Origin of the sequence: Nitrospira sp. (assembly GCA_024760545.1) — a bacterium.
Lineage (GTDB): Bacteria > Nitrospirota > Nitrospiria > Nitrospirales > Nitrospiraceae > Nitrospira_D.
Window position 1 is genome coordinate 1,552,695 of the sequence record CP060501.1, and the last position, 23,794, is coordinate 1,576,488.

Sequence of the window (23,794 nt, forward strand, 5' to 3'; positions counted from 1 at the left end):
TTGATGATGCATTGACAATTCCAACCCTAAAAGTGGAGGAGACCATGCCGACCAAACAGTATAAGCAAATGGGATGTCTCGATGTCGACGCCAGCGCCGGCTGCGGTTTTCAGGTGCGAGCCGAGACTGAAGCTGAACTCATGCAACTCGTCGCCACGCATGCAAAGCAATGCCACAAGCTGGAGTCCATCCCACACGAAATGGTCGAGAAGGTAAAAGCAGCGATCAAAACCGTGCCCGTCACCGTCTAGTGACGCTCGTCCTGTGGCAGAGACCATTCCCTCGTACGGTTACGTACCAGGGGAAGCTTCCCCATTCAAGTCCAAGGCGCGTGTCAAGGAGGACCTATGAGTTGGAAGACAGCACTCCCAATCGCCGTGGTTTTACTATTGAGTACTAGCGGCTGCAGCTATCTATTTTATCCCCATGCAAAAGAATTTACGGCAAAGGCAAAGGGGGCCACGGGCGTCGAGACACTGATCAATCTGACTCACATGGCGGAAGCCTCGGCCAACGCAGCCAGGGGAGGTAAGGGAGTCGATCAATCTTTCGACGATCTCCACAATCAGTTTCATGCCATCAACGATAACATTTGCCGCGTCGAAAAATCGGTGAGCGACCAGCCAGCGTATGCCTTGACCGTGACGCACAACAAGGAACTGAAGGCTATTTTCAGACGGCTGTGGAAGTTCAAAGACGATCAGCCACAACGGGATCAACACTTAAACCTCTTTGTGTCGGAAGTGAAGGAACTACGCGAGACATTGCAAACTTTGAGGTAATTCATGGCATCGCCGTCACCCGAGCAAGTCATCGAGAGCCAACGTCAGGATTGGAACCGCGTCGCCGGTGGTTGGGAGAAATGGGATCGATTCTTCGACGAACAGATGGCATTCCTCAATCACCGACTCGTCGGCGACGCCCGGCTGCGCGCCGGCCTGCGCGTGTTGGATCTGGGATCAGGCACGGGTTATCCCGCCTTACTCGCGGCTCAGACTGTCGGGACGAGCGGCAGCGTGGCGGGAGTTGATTTGGCCGAGCAGATGCTCGAAGCCGCCGGACGAAAGGCGGCTTCGCTGAAGCTCTCCAACGTCACATTCAGCACGGGGGACATCACCGCCTTGCCGTTCGAGGCTGCTTCATTCGACGCCGTGATCACCCGCTTCTGCCTGATGTTCCTGCCCGAGATTCCGAAAGCCGTCGCCGAAATCGCCCGTGTCCTGAAGTCCAACACGTGGGTGGCTGCCGCTGTATGGTCTGATCCGGGTAAGAACCCTTATCTGAAAATTCCCATGGATGTCGTTAAACAATTCATCGATCTGCCACCTCCTGATCCGGCAGCACCAGGAATTTTCCGCCTGGCGAAGCCCGGGGAGCTGGCGGGCATGCTGCAACAAGCCGGATTTACCGAGGTCTCTGAGCAAGAGTTTCTCGGAGACGTGCGATTCGCAACAGCGGACGAGTATTTCTCGAGTCTCATGGACATCGCTGCCCCGATTCAAAATCTATGGGCCAAGTTGAGCCCGGGACAACAGGGTGAAGCCAAGCAGCGCATCGTTGAAACGGCGGAACGGTATCGAAATGGATCGGTCGTCGCATTGCCGATTGCAGTACGGATGGTCGCCGGGCGCAAGTCCGGATGAGGAATGCCGCCAAAGAACGACGGTTTCAAAGACTTCATCCTGGATCAGCTTGCCAGTTTACGTAACCTGGGCACACGCGCCATGTTCGGCGGCCACGGGCTCTACCATGGAGCCGCGTTTTTCGGCATCATTCATAAAGGCCGCCTCTACTTCAAAGTCACCGCAACGACGGTAACTCTGTATAAGAGCCACGGGATGAAGCCCTTTCGCCCGAACGTCAAACAAACGCTCAAATCCTTCTATGAAGTGCCGATCGATGTGATCGAGGACGCGGACGCATTGACTGATTGGGCAATGCGCTCAGTCGGAGCATAGCGAATTCATGTCTGATGTTCTTTGGACGATCGGGCATTCGACAAGGTCAATTGACGAGTTTCTTGCCCTCCTAAACGCTCATCGTGTTGACCAGCTCGTTGATGTACGTATCGTCCCTCGTTCTGGTCACAACCCTCAATTCAACCAAGACAATCTTTCAACGAAGCTGATGGATAGTGTGTTGGTGTACAGCCATATGCCCCGGCTCGGCGGATTGCGTACGCCCACGAAAGATTCCTTCAATACCGGCTGGCGCAATGAAAGCTTTCGCGGCTATGCGGATTACATGCAGACAGACGAGTTCTGGTACGCCTTGGACGAGCTGATGGCTGAAAGCCGACCACGTCACACGACGATCATGTGCGCGGAAGCGGTGCCCTGGCGGTGCCATCGGTCCTTGATCGCCGATGCATTAGCAGTGAGAGGTTGGGAGGTCCGACACATCATGTCGGAGACGAACACGGACCACCATCAGCTCACGTCCTTCGCCGTCGTGAAGGATGGCCGTCTGCGTTATCCAAAACAAAAGGACTGCCCGGATTTATTCTCGCAATCCTATTAGGCGATTACGAGCCTATCGAACGATCACGCGCTCTTGAATTTGGTAAGTTTGGCGAACAGGATAGCCGAGAAGGGAAGGGCCAGGCCGATCACCACTTGAGTGATGAGCAGCTCGCCCAGTTGGCTGTAGTCGGCAGGGGTCTGAATGACACCGGTCGCTTGATCACGCACCTCTCGCGTGATGACGAACAGTTCATTGAGATACTTCGTACCGAGCTGGCTCAAAGAAAGCGCCAGATTGGTAAATGACGCCATCACGGCGAAGAAGGTGGCTTTCAGATTGGCCGGAGCCGAGTTTGCGATCCATGCCAGCATCGGAATCATGGAGATCTGCACGAGGGGCGATTCCAACGCCGTGTCGACCAAGGCGATGAACCGCGCATCGATGACGCCGCCGGTCACGCTCGCCGTCCACTCATGCAACCCATAGTACAGACCTACGATTGGAACAGAGAGGATCGTGCCGACAACCGTCAAGAATCCGACCACATACATAATCGACCGTTCAGCCATAAAGCGCCGGAAAACAAACATACCGGCCAAAGCTAATATGCCGCCGATCAGAGAAAGAACGGAAAGGAACTGCTGATCGAACTTCAGATCGTCGATCATCCACCAGGTCGAGCCCGGACCAGGCCCCGGAATGGCCCGTAACGCAAAGATCACCGCGGCAGTGCCGACCAAGGTGAGCCGCTTATCAGGCTCCAATTCCCGGACAAGTTTCGACATCAAGAACAGCACAATGGCCATGGAACCGGCAAACACGATCTCTTCCCGGTAGGGAAACCCGCTTAGTCCAACCGTCAGCGTGAACAGGACAAAGGCCGAGCTTCCGCCGAGGATCCACCAATTAGGTTTCGTCGGTTCGTTGTCTGCATCACGCACATCCACCATCTGCCGGACCTGCTCTATAGAAAACCCTTCCTGAACGAGTCGCCGCATCTGCCGCCGTTTGATCCACCAAGCCAATCCGACTCCCACCACAGACACGAGGGGAATCACCATTGCCATCAGATAGATCTGTTTATAGAGCCGAATCAGATCGGCCTGCGGAAGCCCTTCGGTTCCGGTAAAGACGTAGACGTTGACCAGCGCCACGAGGATGCCGCCTCCGACAATCGCGACACGCCCGAGTGTCTGCATCGTCGTGTGCATCAGTTTTCTCGTCTGGTCATCGAAAGAACGGCCTTGGTCATCGACACGCGGGACAGCCTCCACCGTCATGGCGTCCGCAACAGCGTCTTGAATGACGTACCCGATAGGGGCAAGCAGCACGCTGAGGACATACCAGACTTCCGCCGGCAGGATGGCCGTCATGGCTTCGCGGGTACCGATCAACAGCGCCATGATCCCGAGGCTGATGGCCAGCAGACCGGCGCCCAAGCCAACGAGCCAGCTCTTCCATCGCCATAAAATATCAACCGTATGGCCGATCGGCATCTTCAGCGCCCAGGGAATCCCGGCCCAGAACCCGAGTGCGGCCAGAAAGGCAGCTGAGAGACCGAGGTAGTCTTTGACGAAGAAGGTTCCGACAATACCGGTGAGACCCGAGATGCCATAGGCCACGTAGACCATCAGCGGTGGCAGATAGGACAGCCGCACCTCACGGCCGAGAGAGAGAATGTTGCGATCAATCCAGGCGGCCAGTGTATTCGGCATCGTGCGGTTAGACGCCTATGCCGCTGTCGGCCAGGACAGGATGACCCATGATCCGGCTGGAACTTCTGCGATCCACAGAGAAGGCGATATCCATAACCTTTCGATCTCTTCTATGTACTGACTGTAGTCGGCGCCCGACGTCGGATCAAGCCCTGAAGAGCCGCATGCATCTCGGACTGTGGCAGATGAATCCGATCGCCGTGTCCGGCCAGCACCCATTCAAAAGGATAGTCGAGAAGCTTACGGAGAGAATCGATCAAGACCCATTTTCTCCAGACGAGGCGAGTGGGGGCTTCGAGCGACTTGATATGGGAATCCCACCAGAGATGATCGCCAGTGAAGAGAAATCGCTCACGATACAATAGGACCATACTTCCGGCGGTGTGGCCGGGCACGGGAATGATTTGGAACTCGGAGCCAACACGAATCGTTTCTTCCCCCCCAATCATATGTTCTGCGGTCGGGGCAACGTCCGCATCCGCCTGGTGAATGAATCTCTTCGCGCCGAAATGTGCGGCATACTTGTCCGCATCGGCGACATCATCTTTGTGTGTGAGAAAGATATGGGCGATTCCTCCCCTCTGTTCAAAGGCCTCAACCAGGTGCTTGAGATACCGGGGAGAATCGATCAGCCAGTTCCCATCCGGATGCTTGATGAAGAAACTGTTCGCCCCGAAGGATTTCTCTGAATTGAAGCCGCAATAACTCACCTCATCCTCAAGAGGGATCGGAAAGCTCGCCATCGCCGTGTGCATCCGTAACTTGTCGCTCTGTTCCGTCCCGATCGAACCGACGGGGCAAGCGAGTAACGCCTGATAAGCCTGATGAACTTGTTCGTAACCATCCGGCTGGCGACTGACCGCGGAATAGTCTCCAATCTCTTCGAAATTCAGCGGCGCCAACTGTCGGCAGGTGTCGCAGTTAATGCACGTGGCATCGACGTAAAAGTTCCCCTGAACGTTGGAATCGAGGCGCTTGTGTCGGTCAGCCATCAGAGCACACTCATTGCCCGCTTTGCCCGATCGGCGGCTCGCCAGAGATACCAGGCGGCAACCGTACGATGGGGTTTCCATCGCTCGCCATATTGTAACAGTTGTTTTGGCGTGGGCATCGCAGGCCGTCGGTAGGCAATGCGGAAGCCGTTGCGCACGCCGAAATCGTCGACCGGCAATACATCAGGGCGCCCCAACTGAAAGATCAACAGCATCTCCACCGTCCATCGCCCGATGCCCCGAACTTCGATCAGGCGATCGATAAGAGCTTGGTCGTCGAGCATAGTAACCACTCGTCCCGTCGGAACGGTTCCGTCGAGCGTCTTTGCGGCCAGATCGCGAAGGGCCAGCACCTTCGCACGAGAGAAACCGGCCCTTCGAATCGATCGGACATTCATGGCCAGCAGCTCCTCGGGACGAGGAAATCTCCGGCCAGGAAAGAGCGCGATGAATCGCTTCAGGATGCATTCCGCCGCTTTGTCATGGAGCTGTTGGTAAGCAATCGCGCGCGCAAGCGATTCGAATGGGGACCGGCGCGCTTTCGGCTTCAGAGAGAAAGGGCCGATCTCCGTGATCAACCGGCACATGACGGGATCCACCTTGGAAAGATAGTCCGTTGAGTCCGAGCTTGCGCAGTACATCACCCCAGCCGAGATCCGATCAGTCATCCTGATGAGACTACATGACGATGCCGCCGCCGGCATGGATGGTCTGTCCCGTAATCCATCGGGCCTCTTCACTGACGATGAACGCGACGACATCCGCAATATCTTTGGGAGTCCCCAGCCTTTTCAGCGGTGACAGCTGAATCCCAATCTGCCGATATTCGTCCGTCATCATGCCGGTTTCAGTGAAGCCAGGCGACACCGTATTGACGGTAACCCCCTTCGAAGCCAACTCTTGCGCCAGCCCTTTGGTGTATTGCTCGAGAGCGGCCTTGCTGCCAAGATATGCCGTGGCGCCTGGAAAATGCAGGTGGGTCCCACCGGTCGAGATATTCACGATACGTCCGCCGTCCTTCAGCACTCGGGCCGCTTCCTGCATGGCGAAATACGGCCCTTTGGCGTTCAGCGCGATGACTCCGTCAAAATCGGCTTCAGTCGTTTCCTCAAGCGATTTCGGCATGAACTTCCCCGCGTTGTTCACGAGAATATCCAGCCGGTTGAACTGCTTGACCGTGTCGACCACGAGACGCCGCGCATCCGCCACCTGACTCATGTCGGCCTGAACGGCCAACGCCTTGCCCCCCTTTCCTTGTATGCCCGTGACAACCTGCTGAGCCTTTTCCGAACTTCGGACATAGTTCACGACGACGATGGCACCGTCATCCGCCAGCCGTTCCGCAACAGCACGACCGATTCCATTGGATGCTCCGGTTACAATCGCCACCTTTCCGCTCAACGATTTCATCAACAGACTCCTCTTCTTGAACTCCGGCCTCGCTACAGAATCGGGATCCCCCACTGTCCTGAAAACGTCCATTCTCCAATCGGCCGTCGACTCCTTGCCTGGAGTTCACGTTCTCGCAGCCGTTCCGGAAGGATGGCGGGATCACCCGGATAGCCGATCGCGATCATGGCAACCGGCTCGTAGCCTGCAGGAATTTGGAGATCGGCTCGGGCCTTCTCGACGTCGAAACCCGCCATCGGATGGGCAACCAGCCCGTGTGCCGTCGCCTGCAACACAAGATTTTCAGTCGCCAATCCGGTGTCGTGAAAGGCATGCCGGTTCGGCGTACCATCATCCTCGAAATTCATACTGGCAACCGAGAGGATGAGCACCGGCGCACGGAAGGCCCATTTGCGGTTGCCCTCTGTCAGACACTCGAATAGCCGGTTCCACGCCGTCTCACTGTCCTTGCTCGCGACAAAGAACCGCCAAGGCTGCTCGTTGCTCGACGACGGGGCCCAGCGAGCTGCCTCAAAAAGCGTTCGTAGCAGGTCGGTGGCTACACGCCGCTCATCGAACGCGCGTGGGCTCCAGCGACGGGCGAGCAAATCATAGATCGGGAATTGAGTGGGTGCCGGTTTGTCCACAGGCTCTATCCTTTCTTCCCATCTGCGACTGACTGCATATCAGGCGACCACCCGCCTCCCAGTGCCTTGTACAGTTGGACGACCGATGCCAGCAGCAATCGCCGCGTGCTGGTCAGGGCCAGTTCCGCTTCGAACAGATTTCGTCGAGCCACCAGCACGTCCAGATAATTGGCAAGTCCTCCCTTATAGCGGAGTTCAGCCAGTTTCAGCGCCGACTGCAATGCGGTAACCTGTTGCTGTTGCGATTCGCCCTGAGCACGCGCCGTCCGAACGGCGACGAGCGCATCCTCGACTTCACGAAAGGCCGTCAACACGGCCTGTTCGTACTGTGCCAACGCTTGCTTGGTTTGGGCCTCCACCGCTTCCTGCTGGAAACCCAGCACTTGAGCGTTCAACAAGGGAGCAGCCAGCCCGGCACCGATCACTCCGAAGGAGGAGGCATCTGTGATGATCAACGACAATTCAGGATGAGCCACACCGAGCAGCCCCGTCAACGTGATTCTGGGGAACCGTTCAGCTTTGGCCGCCCCGATACGGGCGGTCGCGGCCGCCAACTGTTGCTCCGCCGCCAACAGATCAGGCCGCCGCTGCAACAATTCGGAGGGCAGGCCCGCAGGGACAGCGGGAGGTACGATTTGCTCGTCCAAGGAACGACCCCGCGTAATGGCCACCGGTTTTCTGCCCAGCAGCACGCTCAACTGATTCTCCGTTTGAACCATCTGCCGTTCAAGTTCGGCGGTACGGGCCGCCGCGCTGGCTCGCTCGGCTTCAAACTGATCGGTATCGAGCTTCGAAATCATTCCTTGGCGCAGCCGCGCCTCGGAAATCCGCACCGACTCTTCCCAGGATTGCAGCGTCCGCTTCGCGATATCGAGCTGCAGATCGAATTGACGCAGATTGAAGTAGGCTTCAGCTACGGCGCTGACGAGTTGAATCGTCACCGCACGCCGGTTCTCCTCCTTGGACAACAGATCGCCACGCGCCGCTTCGTTGGATCTCCTCACACGCCCCCAGAGATCGATTTCCCATGCAAGATTGCCCAATAAGTAATAGTTGAACGGACTCGCGAACCCGGGAAAGAGGAAGTTCGCCTTGCGGCCGGCCGGCGCACTCGCAGCAATCGTGATTCCTGGGAAATAGTCGGATCGGGCGATCAGCGCTCTCGCCCGAAATTCTTCAACGGTCGCAACAGCACGCTGGAGATCTCTATTCTCCACAAGGGCCAATCGAATGAGTTGCCGTAGCTGCTCATCCTGCAGAAGATCCCACCATGCCAGATTCGCCAACGCCGGCATATCCGATGGCCCATCGGCCATACGGAACCGGTCGTCTATATCTGTTTTTGGCCGCGAATAGTTCGGACCCACGGCACAGGAGAGCAGTGATAGCGACAACCCGATGATGAGGACAGTGCGTACCGTCAAGGCGTATCCTCCGGCAAGTGCGCGACACTCGGTTGGTCGGCCGTGACGACCCGTTGAGCTCTCCGCTTGGTCAATTTGCGGATCAAGACATAGAACAACGGAACGAAAAATATTGCAAGGAACGTGGCCGCCAACATGCCGCCCATGACACCCGTCCCAATTGACTGACGGCTTGCCGCTCCCGCCCCGCTGGCGACGACCAACGGGATCATACCGAAAATAAACGCCATTGACGTCATGATGATCGGCCTGAACCGTAACCGAGCCGCTTCGACCGTCGCTTCGATCAGGGAACGACCGCCCTCATAGCGGGTGTTGGCGAATTCGACGATCAGAATGGCATTCTTAGCGGACAGGCCGATCAACGTCACGAGGCCGATCTGGAAATAGATATCGTTTTCGAAGCCTCGAAGCCACACGGCCGTCAGCGCTCCGAAGACCGCGAACGGCACGGCCAGAATCACCGCAAACGGAACGACCCAACTTTCAAACTGCGCCGCCAACACCAGGAAGACCATCAATAATCCGATCACAAACACCTGGCCCGACTGTCCACCGACCCGCCGCTCTTGAAACGAAATGTTGCTCCAATCGATCGCATAGCCCTGCGGAACCAGCACGTCCTTCGCCACCCGTTCCAATGCCTCAAGCGCTTGTCCCGAGCTGAACCCGGGAGCGGCAGCGCCGAGCACGAGCGCCGTATTGTATCCATTGAAGTGATTCACAGGATCCGGTCCGCTTTGATACTCCGCCGTCACGACCGTATCGAGCGGAATCATATGGGTGGCCCGTTCGCTTCGCGCCCGCACGTAGATTTTCGACAGATCCTGCGGCGTCGACCGGTACTCAGCCTCCGCTTCCGTCTGCACATGATACACACGACCGAACTTCACGAAGTCGTTGATGTAGAAATTGCCGAAGTACGCCTGGAGCGTATCGAAAATATCCGAAATCGGAATCCCCATTGCCTTGGCCCGCTCCCGATTCACGTTGGCAAAGAGTCTCGGCGAGGAGACGCGGAAATTCGTCCCGATGCGTCCGATCGCAGGGTCTTTTTGCGCCCGCTCGACAAACTGCTGCGCGACCATCGCGAACTTTTTGAAATCACCGCCGCTCGGATCCTGAATTTGCGCCGAAAACCCGCCGACGGCGCCCACTCCACGAATCGCCGGCGCATTGAAGGCCAGCAGCAACGCCTCTGGAATTTTGGCAAACTCTCCGTAGGCCGCACCGACCAGGGCCTTGGCATGGTACTGAGGCTCCGTCCGTTCATCCCATAACACCAGCGGGACAAACATCGTCGCGGAGTTCGGCCCTCTGGTGCCGAACACGAAGTTCTGTCCGGTCAACGCATCGGTGGAATGAACCGCCGGAATCGCCTGAAAAAACCGCTCGACTTTTTCGAGGACCGCCTCGGTCCGCTGCTTCGACGCGCCGTCAGGCAGTTGTGCCACGACGATAAAGTAGCCTTGATCTTCCTCGGGAAGAAAACTTTTCGGCAACGTCTGGAAAAGTCCCACACAGACGGCGAGCAGCAGGCCGAATACGGCCATGACACGAATCGGCCTGACTAAGAGCGCGGCGACCGTGTTCGTATAGCCATGCTGCGTCCGCCCGAATATACGATCGAAGACAACCCAGAACCCGCTTCGCTTTCCATGCTGCGGCGTGAGCACGACGCCGCAAAGGGCCGGACTGAGCGTCAGCGCCACAAACCCTGAGAAGGTCACCGAGAGCGCAATGGTCGCCGCAAACTGTTTATACAGCGCCCCGGTGATGCCGCCGATGAATCCGACCGGCACAAACACCGAGACGAGAACCAAAACAATCGCGACGACGGGCGCTGTCACCTCGTTCATCGCCCGCTTGGCGGCTTCCTTCGCGGAAATCCGATCCTCCCGCATGTGTCGCTCAACGTTCTCCACCACAACAATGGCGTCGTCCACTACAATCCCGATCGCCAGCACCATCCCAAATAGGGTAATCGTATTGATGGAGAACCCGAGCGCATAGAGACCGATGAAGGTCCCGATCAACGACACGGGCACGGCAACAGTGGGAATGATGGTCGCTCGCCAGGTCTGCAAGAACAAATATACGACGAGCACAACCAACACCATCGCTTCCAACAGCGTCTTCACCACTTCCTTGATCGACACTTCAATGAAGCGGGTGGTGTCGTACGGGGTATCGTAGGACACGCCGGCTGGGAAATTCTTGGATAGTTCTTCCATCTGAGCCCGCGTGCGGCGCACCGTATCGAGCGCGTTCGCGCCGGGAGACAGGAAGGTCAGGAGAAACGTCGTGGGCTTGCTGTTCCAACGGCCCTCCAAGCCGTATGACTGAGCCCCCAATTCAACACGCGCCACATCCTTGAGCCGAACCGTGGAGCCGTCCGGAAGAGCGCGAACGATCATCTCCTCGAAATCCTTCACCTCCGTCAACCGGCCTTTCGTGATGATCGGGATCGTCAGCTCCGTCCCTTTCGGGGCCGGTTCACGTCCAATCGTCCCAGCCGGGTAATCCCGATTCTGTTCACGGATGACGGCCGTAATGTCACTCGGTGTCAGATCAAGTTTCGCCATTAACAGCGGGTTGAGGATGATCCGCATGCTGTACGTTTGCTGTCCGAACACCAGCGCATCTCCCACGCCTTTGACCCGCTTCAGATCATCGACGATCCGAAGCGTGGCATAGTTCGACAGGAAGACGGCGTCGTGCCGTGGATCGGTCGACTTGAGGGCAACCACCAACACGAGATCGGGAGAGAGCTTCTTCACCGAGATCCCCTGACGGACCACGTCCGGGGGAAGCTGAGGCTCGGCGAGTTTTTCGCGGTTCTGAGTTTGAACTTGGGCGATGTCCGGATTGGTGCCGATCTCAAACGTCAACTTGATCGAGACGTGTCCATCGTTACTGCTGGTTGATTCGTAGTACAGCAGGTTGTCGACGCCGGGCAGCGTGACCTCGATCGGACGAGCGACGGCTTCGGCCGCCACTTCTGCGCTGGCACCGGGATAATCCGCATCGATCTGCACCACCGGTGGAGTGATTTCAGGGAACTGCGCGACCGGCAGGAACTGCATGGCGAGCAGCCCCATCACGACCACAACGATCGAGACCACCGATGCGCGAATCGGCCGGTCGATAAACACGTTCGAAATCACAAATGATCCTTACTGAGGAGCGGCGGGGGCAGACTCCGTCCGTGACGCATTCGCTGCAACCCATGGCACGGCCTTCACCGGCGCGCCGGGGCCGATCCTCATCAGCCCGTTCACGACTACACGGTCGCCCGTATTCAGGCCTCTATCGATCAGCCATTGATTCCCCTTCCAGTCGGACGCAATCACGTCTCGAATTTCGACCTTTTCGTCCCGATTGATCACGTAGACAAAGGGTCCTTGGGGACCTTGCAAGACGGCTCGTTGAGGAATGAGGACGGCGTCCGTTTTCGTGTCACCGGTGAATCGCACCTTCACAAACTGTCCGGGCAGCAGCGTGCGCTGTGGGTTGGGGAACGTGATTCTGACTTGACGCGAGCTGGTTTCTGTTCGCAGGCCGGGCTCCAAGAGATCAAGGGCCCCTTCATGGGCATAGGCCGTGCCATCCATGAGCGTGAGGCGGCCTCGTAATTGGTACACCCCTGGGTGCGTGATTATTTTTGACTCGATATCGCGCCGCCGCTTCAGGATGAACGACTCGGGTACGTTTACGACCACATACATAGGATCGACACGGTGAATCGTGGTCAGCAAATCGGTTTGAGCTGAGACCAATCGTCCTTCATAGTAGCGGCTGCGCTCAATAATTCCGCTGATCGGTGCCGTAATGAGGGTGTTATCGAGATCGAATTGGGCCTTGATGAGATCAGCCTGTGCTCCTTGCACCGCCGCGTCGGCCGACAACTCTTCTGCGACAGCATCGTCGACATCTTTCTGACTGACCGCCTGGTCCGCCAGCAACGGTTTCACGCGAGCCAGGTCTTGCTTGGCTTGGACCACGCGCGCCTCCGCCTGCGCAATCTTGGCCTTGGCGCTCGCAGCAGCGGCCTTGAAGGGGACGGGATCGATCTGATAGAGACGATCGCCCTTCTTCACGTCACGGCCTTCCGGATAGAAAACCGCCTTCAGGATTCCCGTGACTTGCGGGCGAATCTCCACCGGACGGGAGGCCTCGGCTTGACCGATAAATTCAGGTTCATCGGGGACCGTCTGCGTCTGTACAGTGACGACCTCCACTTGCGGCACTTCCTGTGCAGGCATCGAACCGGCTTCTTGCTTACAGCCAACCGACAGCGTCATGGCCGCGACAACAAGCCACGCTGAGACATAGTGCGCCGATTTCCGATCCATCAACATGCCACCATCCTCGTTGAAAAGCCGATCAGCGTGCAATGGCAAGATAAAGACGTCATTCTACCCAGGGGCGTGAGACAGCGGCAAGCCCAAGACAGGCAGGATTTCTCCAGATCGCGGTGAGATTTACACAACCGCAAGTTACGTTTCATTCGGTGTGATCATCGAACCGATCTTGTCACCATTCCTACACGACGGATGACGCCTGCCGACCCCCGTGATCTCTTCGACAATACACCGGGTCAAACAGCCCGACGCCCGCAATTCCACGCCATCCTGCCACAGACGAGCTAGAAGCGTCTTGCCGGCGGCGTCGATAAACGTCACGCCGGTCAAATCGATCATCGTGCATTTCTGCTGATTTTCGACCACGACACGGCAATACGTCTTGAGTTCCTCTACCCAGGGACCAGCAAGACGCCCTTCAATGATGAGCGAAACTCCCTGCAAGGCCGTATCTCGCTGACCGGTGATCTTTAACATCAACGTATCCTTACAGGAGTCTTCCTTCGGAGGTTCGACCCAGATCACTTCTGAGTTGCGATTGCCGATTTTGGAGAATGACCGGATCAATCACTTCCCCACATTGTACACAACGTCTGACCAGAAAATCGGCACGCGAGTGACCAACCATGGAATCGAACGACTCCTCAGCGACCATAAGTCCCGTGCATCTGAAGCATCGTGTGGAACCAGCCGGACTCTCCTGCCAGTTCAGAGCTTTTTCATATAATCCCGCCGTTGCCATGATTAACCTCCCTTGTTCAACCTTACGCAGGTTTCATCACGGGCGCCCGCAAGACTCGCTGGCCCACCTCAAGCCGATGGGCAATGACGCCGTCCAACGCCCACTTTCCTCCACCGATCACGACAAGTGCGGCGCTCATGGCAATGACCAGCAAGTGATATTCGAAGCCTTCTCCCTGCTGCTGCCCAAACCAGTTCATGAAAAATCCCTGTGACCAATGCACAGTGGCGATCGCGCCGATCATGATCGCGATGAAACTTGCTGCGGTGAAGCGAGTCAACAATCCGGCGATCAATCCAAGACTACCCAGAGACTCCCCCATGATGACGAGAAAGGCCACGAGCCACGGCAGTCCCATCTTCTGAGTGAAGAATCCCATCGTTCCTTCGAAGCCGTTACCGCCGAACCAGCCCAGCAACTTCTGCGCACCATGGGCGAAGATCACCGCCCCAAGTCCAACCCGCAAAATCAACCCCGCCCATGAATCATCGGTCTTAAAAAATGACATGGCGCACCTCCAGGCTATCTACGATTGATGGAGGAGAGCACTCGACGACGTCCGACTGCCCTCGACATTGCATGCTTGATCGACATCCTTGTCATGACCAACGGCAACGCGATGAGCGCGGCGTACCACAAGCTCCATAGAATTACGTCTTGCATTGGATCACCTCCAGTTCCCTCAATTGATGCTACTTATGCCTATGGCAAGAGGCATTCCAATCTGTACCCTCGCGAGACTAGGTTGCTAACCTATTGTATTCTCAGCTGAATGTCGTTTCTCTTCATCGAGAGACGGTATTGCCGACTACGCCATGACGAGGCGACGAAGACGATGGGTCGTCATGTGACGAAATGGTTCGTCACACGATAGGAATGGAGGCGCTTAAGGGATGTTGCCTCTGAATGAGAATAACCGCTGGGTCTTGACGCGTACCGGAGGAGAATTGAGACCGACTACTGCAACGACAGACTGCCAGGTGACAAGACCAACCTTTACTCGAGAGGGCGGGTGATACCGAGCTTCTGCATCTTTGATTGGAGGGTCGTTCGTTTAATCCCTAATCGGGCCGCGGCACCCGAGGGGCCGCCGATGACCCACTTTGTCTCACGCAAAGCGCGCAAGATCTGCTCACGTTCTGCCTCTTCAAGCGTCGCCGGAGAGCCGAGCGAAAGCGGATGGTCGTTCTGCAGTTCTCTGATGGGCACATGCAGATCCGTCCCCTGCGTCAGAATGACGGAACGCTCGATGAGATTCTCCAATTCGCGAACGTTGCCGGGCCAGGCGTAGCGGGAGAGCATGTCGAGCGTCCTGGCGGGAACCGTTTGGATATCTTTCTTCATGCGGACGGCGTAATGCTGGGTGAAATAGCGAACGAGGACAGGAATGTCCTCTCTGCGTTCGCGCAAGGGCGGCAAGGTCACCGGAAACACATTCAGCCGATAGTACAAGTCACTGCGAAACTGCTTCGCTTCCACCAAACTCTTGAGATCTCGGTTTGTGGCGGCTACCAGGCGCACGTCAACACGAATGGTCTTGGTGCTACCCAATCGTTCGAATTCCTGCTCTTGCAGCACACGAAGCAGCTTCGATTGTAACTCCAACGGGATTTCCCCCACTTCGTCGAGGAAGATTGTCCCTTTATCGGCCAGCTCGAATCGGCCGGCTTTCTGAGAAATAGCACCCGTGAAAGCGCCCCGCTCGTGTCCGAAGAGTTCGCTTTCCAACAGGCCGGTCGGAATGGCGGCACAGTTCAGCTTGACGAACGTGCGCTCGCTACGGCCGCTCAGTCGATGGACGGCGCGGGCGATGAGTTCCTTCCCGGTCCCGGTTTCCCCTTGAATGAGCACCGTCGAATCCGTCGGAGCCACGACTTCGACTTGTTTCAAGACCTGCATGAGCGCGTGGCTGTCGCCGATGATATCCTCAAATCCGTGTTCTATGCGCAGCTCTTCTTCGAGATAGAGTTTTTCTTTGGCGAGTTTGTCCTTAAGTTCTTCAATTTGCTGAAAGGCCAGAGCATTTTCCACTGCGACAGCCACTTGTTTGGCGACTTGCTGGAGAAACTCTAAATCCGTGTCGCTATAGGCCTCTTTCTGCAAACTCAAAAAGCCCATCGCACCCATTCGTCCTCTCGACGTGGACAAAGGGACGAAGCAAAACGACTGTGTCCCATCCTCCTTCATGAGTTCAATGACCTTTGGCCAGCGGAGCTCTTCCGAGAGGTTCGGGACCAACAGTGGCTGTTGCATTTGCCACACCAATCCGGCAGGACAATCTTCAATCGCCACCTCATGCCCGCCCACGAGATCAGCCGGCACATTGGCCTGGATCGTATGTAACCGCATCACCTTCTTGACGGGATCATGGAGGGATAAATCCACATAATTGACCTGCACAACACGAGGTAGACGGTGAGCCAAATCATGGAAGAGCTGATCGAGGTCTCGCTGCGCAGAGATCGCCTGTGCGACCTCCAAGAGTGCCTGATAACGCTCCGCGAGCGTCTCGCAGGGACTTATGCTCGACCGATCCATACGCGCAAGTATGGACTACCGATCAACGGCAGCTCAAGGGGTCTCATCATTAAGCCGACAACCAGAGGCCTCACTGGACGTCAGAGGGTTTTGTGTGTCCCGTCGCAGTACGGCGGGGTCTTGGTCTGCTTGCACTGACACAAGGCGACTTCCTGTTTCTCTGTGAGCGTAAATTCGACCGGCTCGATCCCGGTACCTTGGTGGGATCCGTCACAGAACGGCTGATCCCTCGAACGCCCACATTGACACCAATAGTAGGTTCCCGGGTCCAATGACAATACCGCCGGCTGCTTGGCTGCAATGCGTGGCTGTCCCATGAGTGTTCCTCCCTCGGTCATGGTTAAGTCGGACTACGCGGCCAAAGTATACCGTTTCATGACGCACTTCGCACCGCCTCCTTGCGCGAGTCCCTTCGACCGCTTCCCTCTCACACTCGATCTGCCCTCTACAGACCCCTTACGATTGATTCATGAAGAGGCGGTATTACTCACCTCCTCTATGGTATTTTCGTATCCTCCGTTTGCAGCTCCACGGAGTTCGTTGTGAATACGACCGCACGCAAGAATGGAACACTCCTCTTGGCGACCGACTTTTCGAAGCCGGGGAAACTGGTATTTCCGTATGCTCTTAAACTTGCACTGGCGTTGAATCTCCGTCTCATGGTCCTGCATGTCGTGAAAGCCCCTCCCGGCTTCGAGCATTGGTCTCCGGCCGCGCGCCGCTCCCTTCATTCCTTGAAGACCAAGGCTCTGCTTGAACTGGGCCGGATAGTTCGCCTTGCCCACGAGAACAGCCTCATGGCCGATCACAGACTGCTGGTGGGCATTCCTGTGGATTCCATCCTGGAAGTTGCGCATAGCTCTCACGTTGTCCTTATCGCCATGGGAACTCAAGGTAAGACCGGCTGGGATCGGCTTCGGCTAGGCAGCGTTGCGGAGAGCACCTTGCGCCGGACGCTCTGCGCCGTTCTTACGGTCAGCGCATCTGTTACGCACCATACCCCTGTCAATCCACACCGGCTGAGGATATCTCGCCTTCTAGTAGCAACGGACTTTTCTGCTTCTTCGAAGGCCGCGCTTCGGACCGCCGTCGTGCTGGCAAAACGGCTAACCGCGCGGGTGGTGCTGGTCCATGCCACCGAGCCATCAGCCTCCTCGCAATCTGACACTCTTCGCGTCGATGAACTCTCGCGGAGGCGCTGTGACGAACAGCTCCAGAAGATCATAGCGGCGTCCCGAGCAGATGAGGTCATCGCCGATAAGGTCGTGATCACGGGAAGTCCGGTTGAGGTCATTCTTGACCAGGCAAAACACCAGAAAACCGATCTCATCCTCGTTGGAACCCATGGCCGTCGCGGCATGAAGCGACTCATGCTCGGCAGTGTTGCCGAAGCTGTGGTTCGAAGAGCCGCGTGCCCGGTCTTTACTGTGAAGGCTCAAGTGAGAAACCCGTTTGACATCACGAACGGTGCGAGGCGCTCCTCTCCGCGCAACCGTACCCGTTAATACGCTTCGGCTTTCAGAGAATCGAAATATCACCGGCGATACAACGTCAATCAGTTACACAACCGCGCCGCCCCCATTGAGGTGGCTCTTTTCAGGACATTCAAGAACTTAAGAGGTTATGGTCAGTACCAACGAAGCGCGGGCGGACCTATAACAGGGACCACATTGGGCATGCTCTCGCTTGATCTTACCTCCTCGTATTCGTTATAAGGGACTGCCGATGCTTTCAGGCCGTTAAGCTGACCTGGCATTTTATTCAGTACAGAGCCTTATCTGAAAGGAGATCGCATGCGAGTCGTTCTGCACTTCATTTTCGTATTAGGTATAGGTGTGTCCGCATTTCTAATCAACGCTTCTTCAGCATATGCCAAGACCGTTGAGTCAGGTGACTCCAGTTCGAGTTGGAACGGAACCGGCGAGTTCTTGGAACTTGGAAACGGAGAACAGGTCGTCAATGGAATTGTAAAAGGGGTGTTGATCTCCCGTCATAAGGACGGGGGCAAGCTGATTGTCCATTCATCCAAACTGACCTGTCCGGTGCGTGTGAATCTTAATAGAAGCAAGGATTATCAGGCGATAGAAGGCCTCTGCACGATCGTGGCGCATGAAGGCAAGGACGTCGGATATGCCCACTGGAAGTGCACTGGAAATTTAAAAGAATGTGTGGGCGATTTCACGTTTACGGGCGGTTCCGGTGGATTCACCGGAATGTCAGGAACAACCCCTTTCCAGACCAGCATTGTTTTTGAGCTGCAGGAAGGGAAAAGCGGTCAAGCGATCGGGTATGCGGTCTGGCCGAATCTGACATATACATTGCCCTAGGTAACCATCTCCTGTTTACTCGCCTTTCGGTCATTGTTACGGGAGGAGCTTCCATTGAACGATGGGAGCTCCTCCTACAAAACTCCGACTTTACCCGTATAGCTGTTTGATCAGTAACCCTACCTGGTTTCTCTCCCGACAGAAATCCTCACCCAAACCACCCCACATTCTTTCATCCTCTTTTCGAGCCTCTTCTCATCATTAAACCTTTCACGCGGTGAGAATCGAGCGCATGCTGATGACTTCGGGGTGGACTACGATGAACCCTCATTTCAGGTGATGTGAGAAATCGGGGACAGCTCAGGCTGCCCCTTAGCTTGAGCCAACGAAAGGTCGGTACAGACAGGAACCATTTCGTCACGCTGTGGACAACAGTGATTCAATCCGCTGCAGTAGGCCCTGCGCGCTGAAGGGTTTGACAATGATATCGTGGGCACCGAAAACCTTTGCCGTTCGACATACATCGAACCCGTTGATTGGGTTGCCGGAAAGTACCAGAATTTTGGCGGGCTTGGCACACAACCGGAGATGCAACAGGACTTCCAGGCCATCCACATTGGGCATAAAGATGTCCAGCAGGATCAGCACAGGCTCAGCCCGTTCGAGGTAGGCCAATGCTTCCTTTCCATCGCCGGCTTCCTCGACCTGGTAGCCCTTGGACTCAAGAATCCGGCGTACCCAGACTCGAATCTGATGGTCGTCATCGACAACAAGAATCGTGGGCATAAGATCCTCGAACCCAACGAAGAAATCTCGTCGCGTATCGAATTCATCGAGAATTTCCCGGACTTTGCGGAGCAGGACGTCCGGGATATGTGGCTTCATAAATGGGGCAAACCTCTTGAGTTGGACTCTCTATCGCTTCAGACTCGTCGGGAATGGTCGCTTTAACCCAGAATCGCTCGAACCTTGTTTGCCAGCGAATGGACCGTGAACGGCTTCTGCACAAATTCGCTACCAGGATCCATAAAGCCCTGCGCCGTCACGTAGTCCTCCGAGTAACCAGACATGAAGATCACTCTTAATCCTGGACGCAACCGCAGCATTTCCCGGGCAAACTCCCTCCCGTTCATCATCGGCATGACCACATCGCTCACGAGAAGTTGGATCGGGTCTTCGGCAATCCTGACTAGTGCCAGCGCCTCAATCTGACTCCTCGCCTCCAGGACCAGGTACCCCAGGGACTTCAGAATCTCGACGGCGACCAAGCGTACGTTGGCATCGTTCTCGACAACAAGGATCGTCTCGGTGCCTCGCTCGGCTGTCAGGGGGGCAAGGGGAACACTCCCCGTCCCATTCTTGTCCCCGTCCTGGGAAGCGCAAGGAAAGTAAATCCGAAACGTGGTGCCTTGCCCCGGCTCACTATAGACCCAGATGCTGCCTCCGCTTTGCTTGACACTCCCATAGACCGTGGCCAGTCCCAAGCCGGTTCCTCGGTCGCCCTTCGTGGTAAAGAAGGGCTCGAAGATGCGGGATTTGGTCTGCTCGTCCATGCCGCACCCGGTATCAGTCACCGCAAGCATCACATAGCGTCCGGGCGATACCGCAACGTGCGAGCGGGCATACAGTTCGTCCAACTCGACCTCACCCGTCTCGATCGTGACAGTGCCGGTGCGGCCTATGGCGTCACGCGCGTTGATCACAAGATTCAAGAGCACCTGCTGGACCTGACAAGGATCGGCGAAAATCGCACTCAATGAAGGAGTTAACCGTGGCGACAACTGAACACCGGTTCCGAGCAAACGCTGCAGCAGGTCATTTGCTTTGCTGATCACCGAGTTCAGATCCAGCACCTGCGGGCGGTGTTCCTGTCTGCGGCTGAACGCCAACAGTTGCTGCGTTAAGGCGAGAGCATGCTCGCCCGCCTTGCGTATCTGCTTGACATGACCGTAGAGCTGATCCTCTGTTGAGAGTTGACTTTCGATTAACTGGCTGTAACCCAAAATAGCCGTGAGGACGTTGTTAAAATCGTGCGCGATGCCGCCGGCCAACCGGCCTAGAGATTCGATCTTCTGGGCTTGCAGGAGCTGCGATTCCAGCAGCTTGCGATCGGTGATATCGCTCAACGACCCGGCCATGCGGGAGGCGCGTCCGGACTCATCCCAGATCGCAATCCCACGGGCCCGGAACCATCGGACTTCTCCCTGTTTGGTGCGCAACCGATATTCGATGTCGTAACGAACCGTTCGACGCTCAAGGTAGGCCGTGATTGCGGCGAAGACTCGCGCCCGATCGTCCGCATGCAACAGCGTATCCCAACTCGCGAGCACGTGGGGCCACTCATGTTCGGCGTACCCGAGCATCTCTTTCAGGTGTGTGGAATACCACACCGGCTGAGCCGGATTATGCCAGGGCGTTCCCGGCAAGAAGGTGACGTCCCAGAGGCCGTCGGACGAGCCGGAGACGGCGAGATGGAATCGCTCCATCGTCTCGCGCAGCCGTTCCATGGTCTGCCGAAGGATCGCCTCGCTTTCCTTATGGGTGAGGACCACGGCGCGAAGCGCTTGAAACTGCTCACTCAAGCCCCGTAGGATCGGCCGGAGTTGATCGAGGCCGTGCACCTTATCAATGAACAATTCAGCCCCTGCCGTGAGGCAGGCTTCGCGGTGTTCCTGATCCACATGATTCGTCAGGATGATCGTGATCGGCGCGGGCTTCTTGCCTTTGACGCGCCGGAGCACCTCGATCCCTGTTTTCTCCGGCACGTTGATGTCGAGGATCGCGACATTGGGGCATTCTCTCTCGATGAGGGCAAGCACTTCTTGCCCTTTGTCTGCCGTCCCAACGACTTCGACGCCCGGGACATCCTGTAAGATCGTATACAACTTGCGGCGCACGATCGCCTCGCCATCCGCAATGAGCACTTTCATGACTTGCCTCTTCACAGTTTAGTTGTAGACAAGCATCGCCTAGTTTCAACATGCATGGGACCTGCACGAGCGTCTATCGGCAAAAATTGGAATTTCCTGTCGGAAAATCGTTGGCGAGTGTCGAAGAATTCCCGAAGATCACGTGTGACGGCATGAGGACAGCCTCAAGAACCATCAGGTGGCGATCCAGAGCGGAAGTGAGCGTGGACTGCAGGCAGCTCCGCGACCAGCATCCTGACCCGCTCGCGAAATATGACGGCATCGCCGGCAATAACGATCTTCATGCAGAGTCCTCCGGGGCGAGACCGCTCCGCTCCCGAACCACCGGTAATCCTACCGATTCGATGTGAGCACAGTCCGTCGTAAGAGCCCTGAATTTATTCTCATAGTTTTTACGGCCGACTGCCGAATGGAGCCACAGCACCGTGGCAGGGCGACTGATGAATGGACCAGGAAGGAGGAGCGTTCACTGGACGAGATGATGACGAAGGGCGTAGCGAATCAGTTCGGCGGTCGTTCGGAGCTTGAGTTTTTCGAGCAACCGAGATCGGTACGTGCCGACCGTCGAGACGCTGAGGCACAGTTGATCGGCGGTTTCCGTGAGGGTCTTGCCCTTGGCTATGAGGCAAAGGACCGCCAGTTCACGATCCGACAGCGTCTGATGCAGCAAGGTGGGAGCTTCGTGTGCGAAACTTTCGGCCAGCGCTTCAGCCAAAGAGACCGTGACGTACCTGCCTCCCTGCATCGCTTTTTTCAGCGCGGCCAACAACTCGTCCGGCGCGCTGTCCTTCGTCAAATATGCCTTTGCGCCGGCCCTGAAGGCGCGAACGGCATACTCCGTCTCCGTGTGAAAGCTGAGTATCACGACTGGTACGTCAGGCCGTCGGGCCTTCAGTTCCTTGAGAACATCCAAGCCGTTCATGTCCGGTAGATCAACGTCCAAGACCACCGCGCTCCAGAGATCATCCTTCACGGTGTCCAGCACCCCACGTCCCGATCCGGTTTCTGCGACAACCATCTGCTCGAAACCCTCAGCGATAATCTGCCTCCACCCTTGTCGGACGATGGCATGGTCATCGGCGATCATGACCCTCAGCATGGTCGGGCCTCCAGCCTCCTCGGCTCGGAATGATTCGCGGCATTACCCTTGTTGTGGCATGGGGACACGCACGCTCGCGGACGTCCCGCGATGAGGGACGCCCTTCATCGTGAGTTCACCCTTGATCGAGACCAGTCGTTCACGAATGCCGTGCAACCCGAAGGACATCGCCTTAGCCATATCCTCCTCCATAATCCCTCGCCCATCGTCGTTGATGGTCATCACGAGCGCGCCGCTTTCCTCCTGAAGACAGACCTGCACGCGCTGCGCGTTCGCATGGCGGATGACGTTGGTCAGAAGCTCCTGGGCGATACGGAAAAGCGCCGTGGCATGGGAATCCTTGATTTGCATTTGCGCCACATCGGGACCTGTCAGTAGCGTGCATTCCAGTCCCGTCCGTTCCTGAAAGTCTCGGGTTTGCCACCCCAGAGCAGCGACCAATCCAAAATCGTCCAGCAGGCTGGGGCGCAGGGACATGGCGATGCGTCTGGTGGAGTTCGTCAGCGCGTTCACCAGCTTCATCATGGATTTCAATCTGCATGCGATCTCGCCTGCTTGCGCTCCGCCCTCTGCTTCGCTGTCCTTGCAACTCAGCCAGATCAGGTCCAAATGGAGGGCCGTGACCAACTGTCCTAATTCGCTGTGCAGTTCCCGTGCGATCCGTTTGCGCTCCGCTTCCTGTGAGGCTTCCAATTGACGTATCAACTCCCTGAGTTGTTGATACGTCCGCTGAAGTTCTCCCTCAACCCTGTTGCGCTCGGTCACGTCCACGTCCATGCGTACGAAGCATGGCGCACCGTCGGGACTTGAAATGCCGAACGTCGTCGAAAGACAGACGCCAGGGCTGCCGTCGCGGTGATGGAAGCTCGATTCTGTAGGCCCAAACGACCGGCCGGTCATCCGAATTTCTTCCAGAAACCTGACAAATACGGCGGTGTCCTCGGGCGTGAGGAAGAGTTGATCCAACGTCTTGCCGAGCGCCTCCTCGCTTTTCCAGCCGAACATGGTCTCGGAGGCGCGATTCCAATACAGTACGCGACCGTTGTTGTCATACCACTGCACGGCGACATAGGGGGTGTTTTCAACGGTGGCGCGGATGCGTTCTTCGCTCACCCGCAGCGCTGACTCAGTCCGCTTGCACATGGTGATCTCGCGAATAATCCCCAGGCCGTCGACCATTCATCTGAATTGAGCAGCAGGAGGCACACAGAGAACATGCCGACC

Annotated in this window: 23 protein-coding genes; 7 read left to right on the forward strand and 16 right to left on the reverse strand. The window is 56.7% G+C overall.

Features of this window, described 5'->3' with window-relative positions; all coding sequences use genetic code 11:
* Window positions 1-68 precede the first annotated feature (68 nt).
* The 5 genes from H8K03_07405 to H8K03_07425 all read left to right on the forward strand — a co-directional run bounded on the left by H8K03_07405 (window position 69) and on the right by H8K03_07425 (window position 2,520).
* Window positions 69-251, forward strand: coding sequence for a DUF1059 domain-containing protein (locus H8K03_07405; protein UVT22405.1), 183 nt, complete (start codon window positions 69-71; stop codon window positions 249-251).
* 96 nt (window positions 252-347) lie between these two features.
* The gene (locus tag H8K03_07410; protein ID UVT21716.1) at window positions 348-782 is read left to right on the forward strand and encodes a hypothetical protein; all 435 of its coding nucleotides are present in this window, start codon (window positions 348-350) and stop codon (window positions 780-782) included.
* Between the two features lie 3 nt (window positions 783-785).
* Complete coding sequence (locus H8K03_07415) at window positions 786-1,643, forward strand: class I SAM-dependent methyltransferase (GenBank protein ID UVT21717.1); 858 nt, start codon at window positions 786-788, stop codon at window positions 1,641-1,643.
* A gap of 3 nt (window positions 1,644-1,646) precedes the next feature.
* Window positions 1,647-1,958 (forward strand): TfoX/Sxy family protein, encoded by a 312-nt coding sequence (locus tag H8K03_07420; GenBank protein UVT21718.1) that lies wholly within the window; start codon window positions 1,647-1,649, stop codon window positions 1,956-1,958.
* 7 nt (window positions 1,959-1,965) lie between these two features.
* Complete coding sequence (locus tag H8K03_07425; GenBank protein UVT21719.1) at window positions 1,966-2,520, forward strand: DUF488 domain-containing protein; 555 nt, start codon at window positions 1,966-1,968, stop codon at window positions 2,518-2,520.
* A 23-nt stretch (window positions 2,521-2,543) separates the two neighbouring features.
* Here H8K03_07425 and H8K03_07430 read toward each other — a convergent pair whose 3' ends face one another.
* The 12 genes from H8K03_07430 to H8K03_07485 form a co-directional block, all read right to left on the reverse strand.
* Entirely contained in the window at window positions 2,544-4,178 is a 1,635-nt protein-coding gene (locus tag H8K03_07430; protein ID UVT21720.1) for a hypothetical protein, read from the reverse strand.
* Window positions 4,179-4,288: 110 nt separating this feature from the next.
* Window positions 4,289-5,170: an MBL fold metallo-hydrolase gene (locus H8K03_07435; GenBank protein UVT21721.1), complete on the reverse strand. Its 882-nt coding sequence runs from the start codon at window positions 5,168-5,170 to the stop codon at window positions 4,289-4,291.
* On the reverse strand, window positions 5,170-5,811 hold the full coding sequence (locus H8K03_07440; protein ID UVT22406.1) for a DNA-3-methyladenine glycosylase 2 family protein: 642 nt from the start codon (window positions 5,809-5,811) through the stop codon (window positions 5,170-5,172). Before H8K03_07440 ends, H8K03_07435 begins: the two co-directional genes overlap by 1 nt.
* 37 nt (window positions 5,812-5,848) lie before the next feature.
* Window positions 5,849-6,580 (reverse strand): glucose 1-dehydrogenase, encoded by a 732-nt coding sequence (locus H8K03_07445; GenBank protein UVT21722.1) that lies wholly within the window; start codon window positions 6,578-6,580, stop codon window positions 5,849-5,851.
* 32 nt (window positions 6,581-6,612) lie between these two features.
* Entirely contained in the window at window positions 6,613-7,206 is a 594-nt protein-coding gene (locus H8K03_07450) for a nitroreductase family protein (GenBank protein UVT21723.1), read from the reverse strand.
* A gap of 5 nt (window positions 7,207-7,211) precedes the next feature.
* Complete coding sequence (locus H8K03_07455; protein UVT21724.1) at window positions 7,212-8,630, reverse strand: efflux transporter outer membrane subunit; 1,419 nt, start codon at window positions 8,628-8,630, stop codon at window positions 7,212-7,214.
* Window positions 8,627-11,794: a multidrug efflux RND transporter permease subunit gene (locus tag H8K03_07460; protein ID UVT22407.1), complete on the reverse strand. Its 3,168-nt coding sequence runs from the start codon at window positions 11,792-11,794 to the stop codon at window positions 8,627-8,629. Before H8K03_07460 ends, H8K03_07455 begins: the two co-directional genes overlap by 4 nt.
* Window positions 11,795-11,806: 12 nt before the next feature.
* Window positions 11,807-12,991, reverse strand: a complete 1,185-nt coding sequence (locus tag H8K03_07465; GenBank protein UVT21725.1) for an efflux RND transporter periplasmic adaptor subunit — start codon at window positions 12,989-12,991, stop codon at window positions 11,807-11,809.
* Window positions 12,992-13,129: 138 nt separating this feature from the next.
* Window positions 13,130-13,471, reverse strand: coding sequence for a hypothetical protein (locus H8K03_07470; protein ID UVT21726.1), 342 nt, complete (start codon window positions 13,469-13,471; stop codon window positions 13,130-13,132).
* Between the two features lie 287 nt (window positions 13,472-13,758).
* On the reverse strand, window positions 13,759-14,244 hold the full coding sequence (locus tag H8K03_07475) for a DoxX family protein (protein UVT21727.1): 486 nt from the start codon (window positions 14,242-14,244) through the stop codon (window positions 13,759-13,761).
* A gap of 488 nt (window positions 14,245-14,732) precedes the next feature.
* The gene (locus tag H8K03_07480) at window positions 14,733-16,274 is read right to left on the reverse strand and encodes a sigma 54-interacting transcriptional regulator (GenBank protein UVT21728.1); all 1,542 of its coding nucleotides are present in this window, start codon (window positions 16,272-16,274) and stop codon (window positions 14,733-14,735) included.
* A gap of 80 nt (window positions 16,275-16,354) precedes the next feature.
* Window positions 16,355-16,591 (reverse strand): CDGSH iron-sulfur domain-containing protein, encoded by a 237-nt coding sequence (locus H8K03_07485; GenBank protein UVT21729.1) that lies wholly within the window; start codon window positions 16,589-16,591, stop codon window positions 16,355-16,357.
* 225 nt (window positions 16,592-16,816) lie between these two features.
* Here H8K03_07485 and H8K03_07490 point away from each other — a divergent pair, with 225 nt between their 5' ends.
* Together H8K03_07490 and H8K03_07495 are read left to right on the forward strand one after the other, a co-directional pair.
* Window positions 16,817-17,779 (forward strand): universal stress protein, encoded by a 963-nt coding sequence (locus H8K03_07490; GenBank protein ID UVT21730.1) that lies wholly within the window; start codon window positions 16,817-16,819, stop codon window positions 17,777-17,779.
* Window positions 17,780-18,067: 288 nt separating this feature from the next.
* Window positions 18,068-18,601 (forward strand): hypothetical protein, encoded by a 534-nt coding sequence (locus H8K03_07495; protein ID UVT21731.1) that lies wholly within the window; start codon window positions 18,068-18,070, stop codon window positions 18,599-18,601.
* Between the two features lie 357 nt (window positions 18,602-18,958).
* Here the strand turns inward: H8K03_07495 and H8K03_07500 are convergent, their stop codons facing one another.
* From H8K03_07500 to H8K03_07515, 4 genes are all read right to left on the reverse strand, one after another.
* Window positions 18,959-19,426, reverse strand: coding sequence for a response regulator (locus H8K03_07500; protein ID UVT21732.1), 468 nt, complete (start codon window positions 19,424-19,426; stop codon window positions 18,959-18,961).
* A 62-nt stretch (window positions 19,427-19,488) separates the two neighbouring features.
* Window positions 19,489-21,471 carry a response regulator gene (locus tag H8K03_07505; protein UVT21733.1) on the reverse strand — a complete coding sequence of 661 codons (1,983 nt, stop codon included), beginning with the start codon at window positions 21,469-21,471 and terminating at the stop codon, window positions 19,489-19,491.
* 466 nt (window positions 21,472-21,937) lie between these two features.
* Window positions 21,938-22,567, reverse strand: coding sequence for a response regulator transcription factor (locus H8K03_07510; GenBank protein UVT22408.1), 630 nt, complete (start codon window positions 22,565-22,567; stop codon window positions 21,938-21,940).
* 45 nt (window positions 22,568-22,612) lie between these two features.
* Window positions 22,613-23,713: a PAS domain-containing sensor histidine kinase gene (locus H8K03_07515; GenBank protein ID UVT21734.1), complete on the reverse strand. Its 1,101-nt coding sequence runs from the start codon at window positions 23,711-23,713 to the stop codon at window positions 22,613-22,615.
* Window positions 23,714-23,794: the final 81 nt, after the last annotated feature.

Excerpts from the sequence above, each read along its gene's own strand:
- H8K03_07405 (UVT22405.1), top strand. The coding sequence starts at position 69 with ATGGGATGTCTCGATGTCGACGCCAGCGCCGGCTGCGGTTTTCAGGTG.
- H8K03_07410 (UVT21716.1), top strand. The coding sequence starts at position 348 with ATGAGTTGGAAGACAGCACTCCCAATCGCCGTGGTTTTACTATTGAGT.
- H8K03_07415 (UVT21717.1), top strand. The coding sequence starts at position 786 with ATGGCATCGCCGTCACCCGAGCAAGTCATCGAGAGCCAACGTCAGGAT.
- H8K03_07420 (UVT21718.1), top strand. The coding sequence starts at position 1,647 with ATGCCGCCAAAGAACGACGGTTTCAAAGACTTCATCCTGGATCAGCTT.
- H8K03_07425 (UVT21719.1), top strand. The coding sequence starts at position 1,966 with ATGTCTGATGTTCTTTGGACGATCGGGCATTCGACAAGGTCAATTGAC.
- H8K03_07430 (UVT21720.1), bottom strand. The coding sequence starts at position 4,178 with ATGCCGAATACACTGGCCGCCTGGATTGATCGCAACATTCTCTCTCTC.
- H8K03_07435 (UVT21721.1), bottom strand. The coding sequence starts at position 5,170 with ATGGCTGACCGACACAAGCGCCTCGATTCCAACGTTCAGGGGAACTTT.
- H8K03_07440 (UVT22406.1), bottom strand. The coding sequence starts at position 5,811 with ATGTACTGCGCAAGCTCGGACTCAACGGACTATCTTTCCAAGGTGGAT.
- H8K03_07445 (UVT21722.1), bottom strand. The coding sequence starts at position 6,580 with ATGAAATCGTTGAGCGGAAAGGTGGCGATTGTAACCGGAGCATCCAAT.
- H8K03_07465 (UVT21725.1), bottom strand. The coding sequence starts at position 12,991 with ATGTTGATGGATCGGAAATCGGCGCACTATGTCTCAGCGTGGCTTGTT.
- H8K03_07470 (UVT21726.1), bottom strand. The coding sequence starts at position 13,471 with ATGTTAAAGATCACCGGTCAGCGAGATACGGCCTTGCAGGGAGTTTCG.
- H8K03_07475 (UVT21727.1), bottom strand. The coding sequence starts at position 14,244 with ATGTCATTTTTTAAGACCGATGATTCATGGGCGGGGTTGATTTTGCGG.
- H8K03_07480 (UVT21728.1), bottom strand. The coding sequence starts at position 16,274 with ATGGATCGGTCGAGCATAAGTCCCTGCGAGACGCTCGCGGAGCGTTAT.
- H8K03_07485 (UVT21729.1), bottom strand. The coding sequence starts at position 16,591 with ATGGGACAGCCACGCATTGCAGCCAAGCAGCCGGCGGTATTGTCATTG.
- H8K03_07495 (UVT21731.1), top strand. The coding sequence starts at position 18,068 with ATGCGAGTCGTTCTGCACTTCATTTTCGTATTAGGTATAGGTGTGTCC.
- H8K03_07500 (UVT21732.1), bottom strand. The coding sequence starts at position 19,426 with ATGAAGCCACATATCCCGGACGTCCTGCTCCGCAAAGTCCGGGAAATT.
- H8K03_07505 (UVT21733.1), bottom strand. The coding sequence starts at position 21,471 with ATGAAAGTGCTCATTGCGGATGGCGAGGCGATCGTGCGCCGCAAGTTG.
- H8K03_07515 (UVT21734.1), bottom strand. The coding sequence starts at position 23,713 with ATGTGCAAGCGGACTGAGTCAGCGCTGCGGGTGAGCGAAGAACGCATC.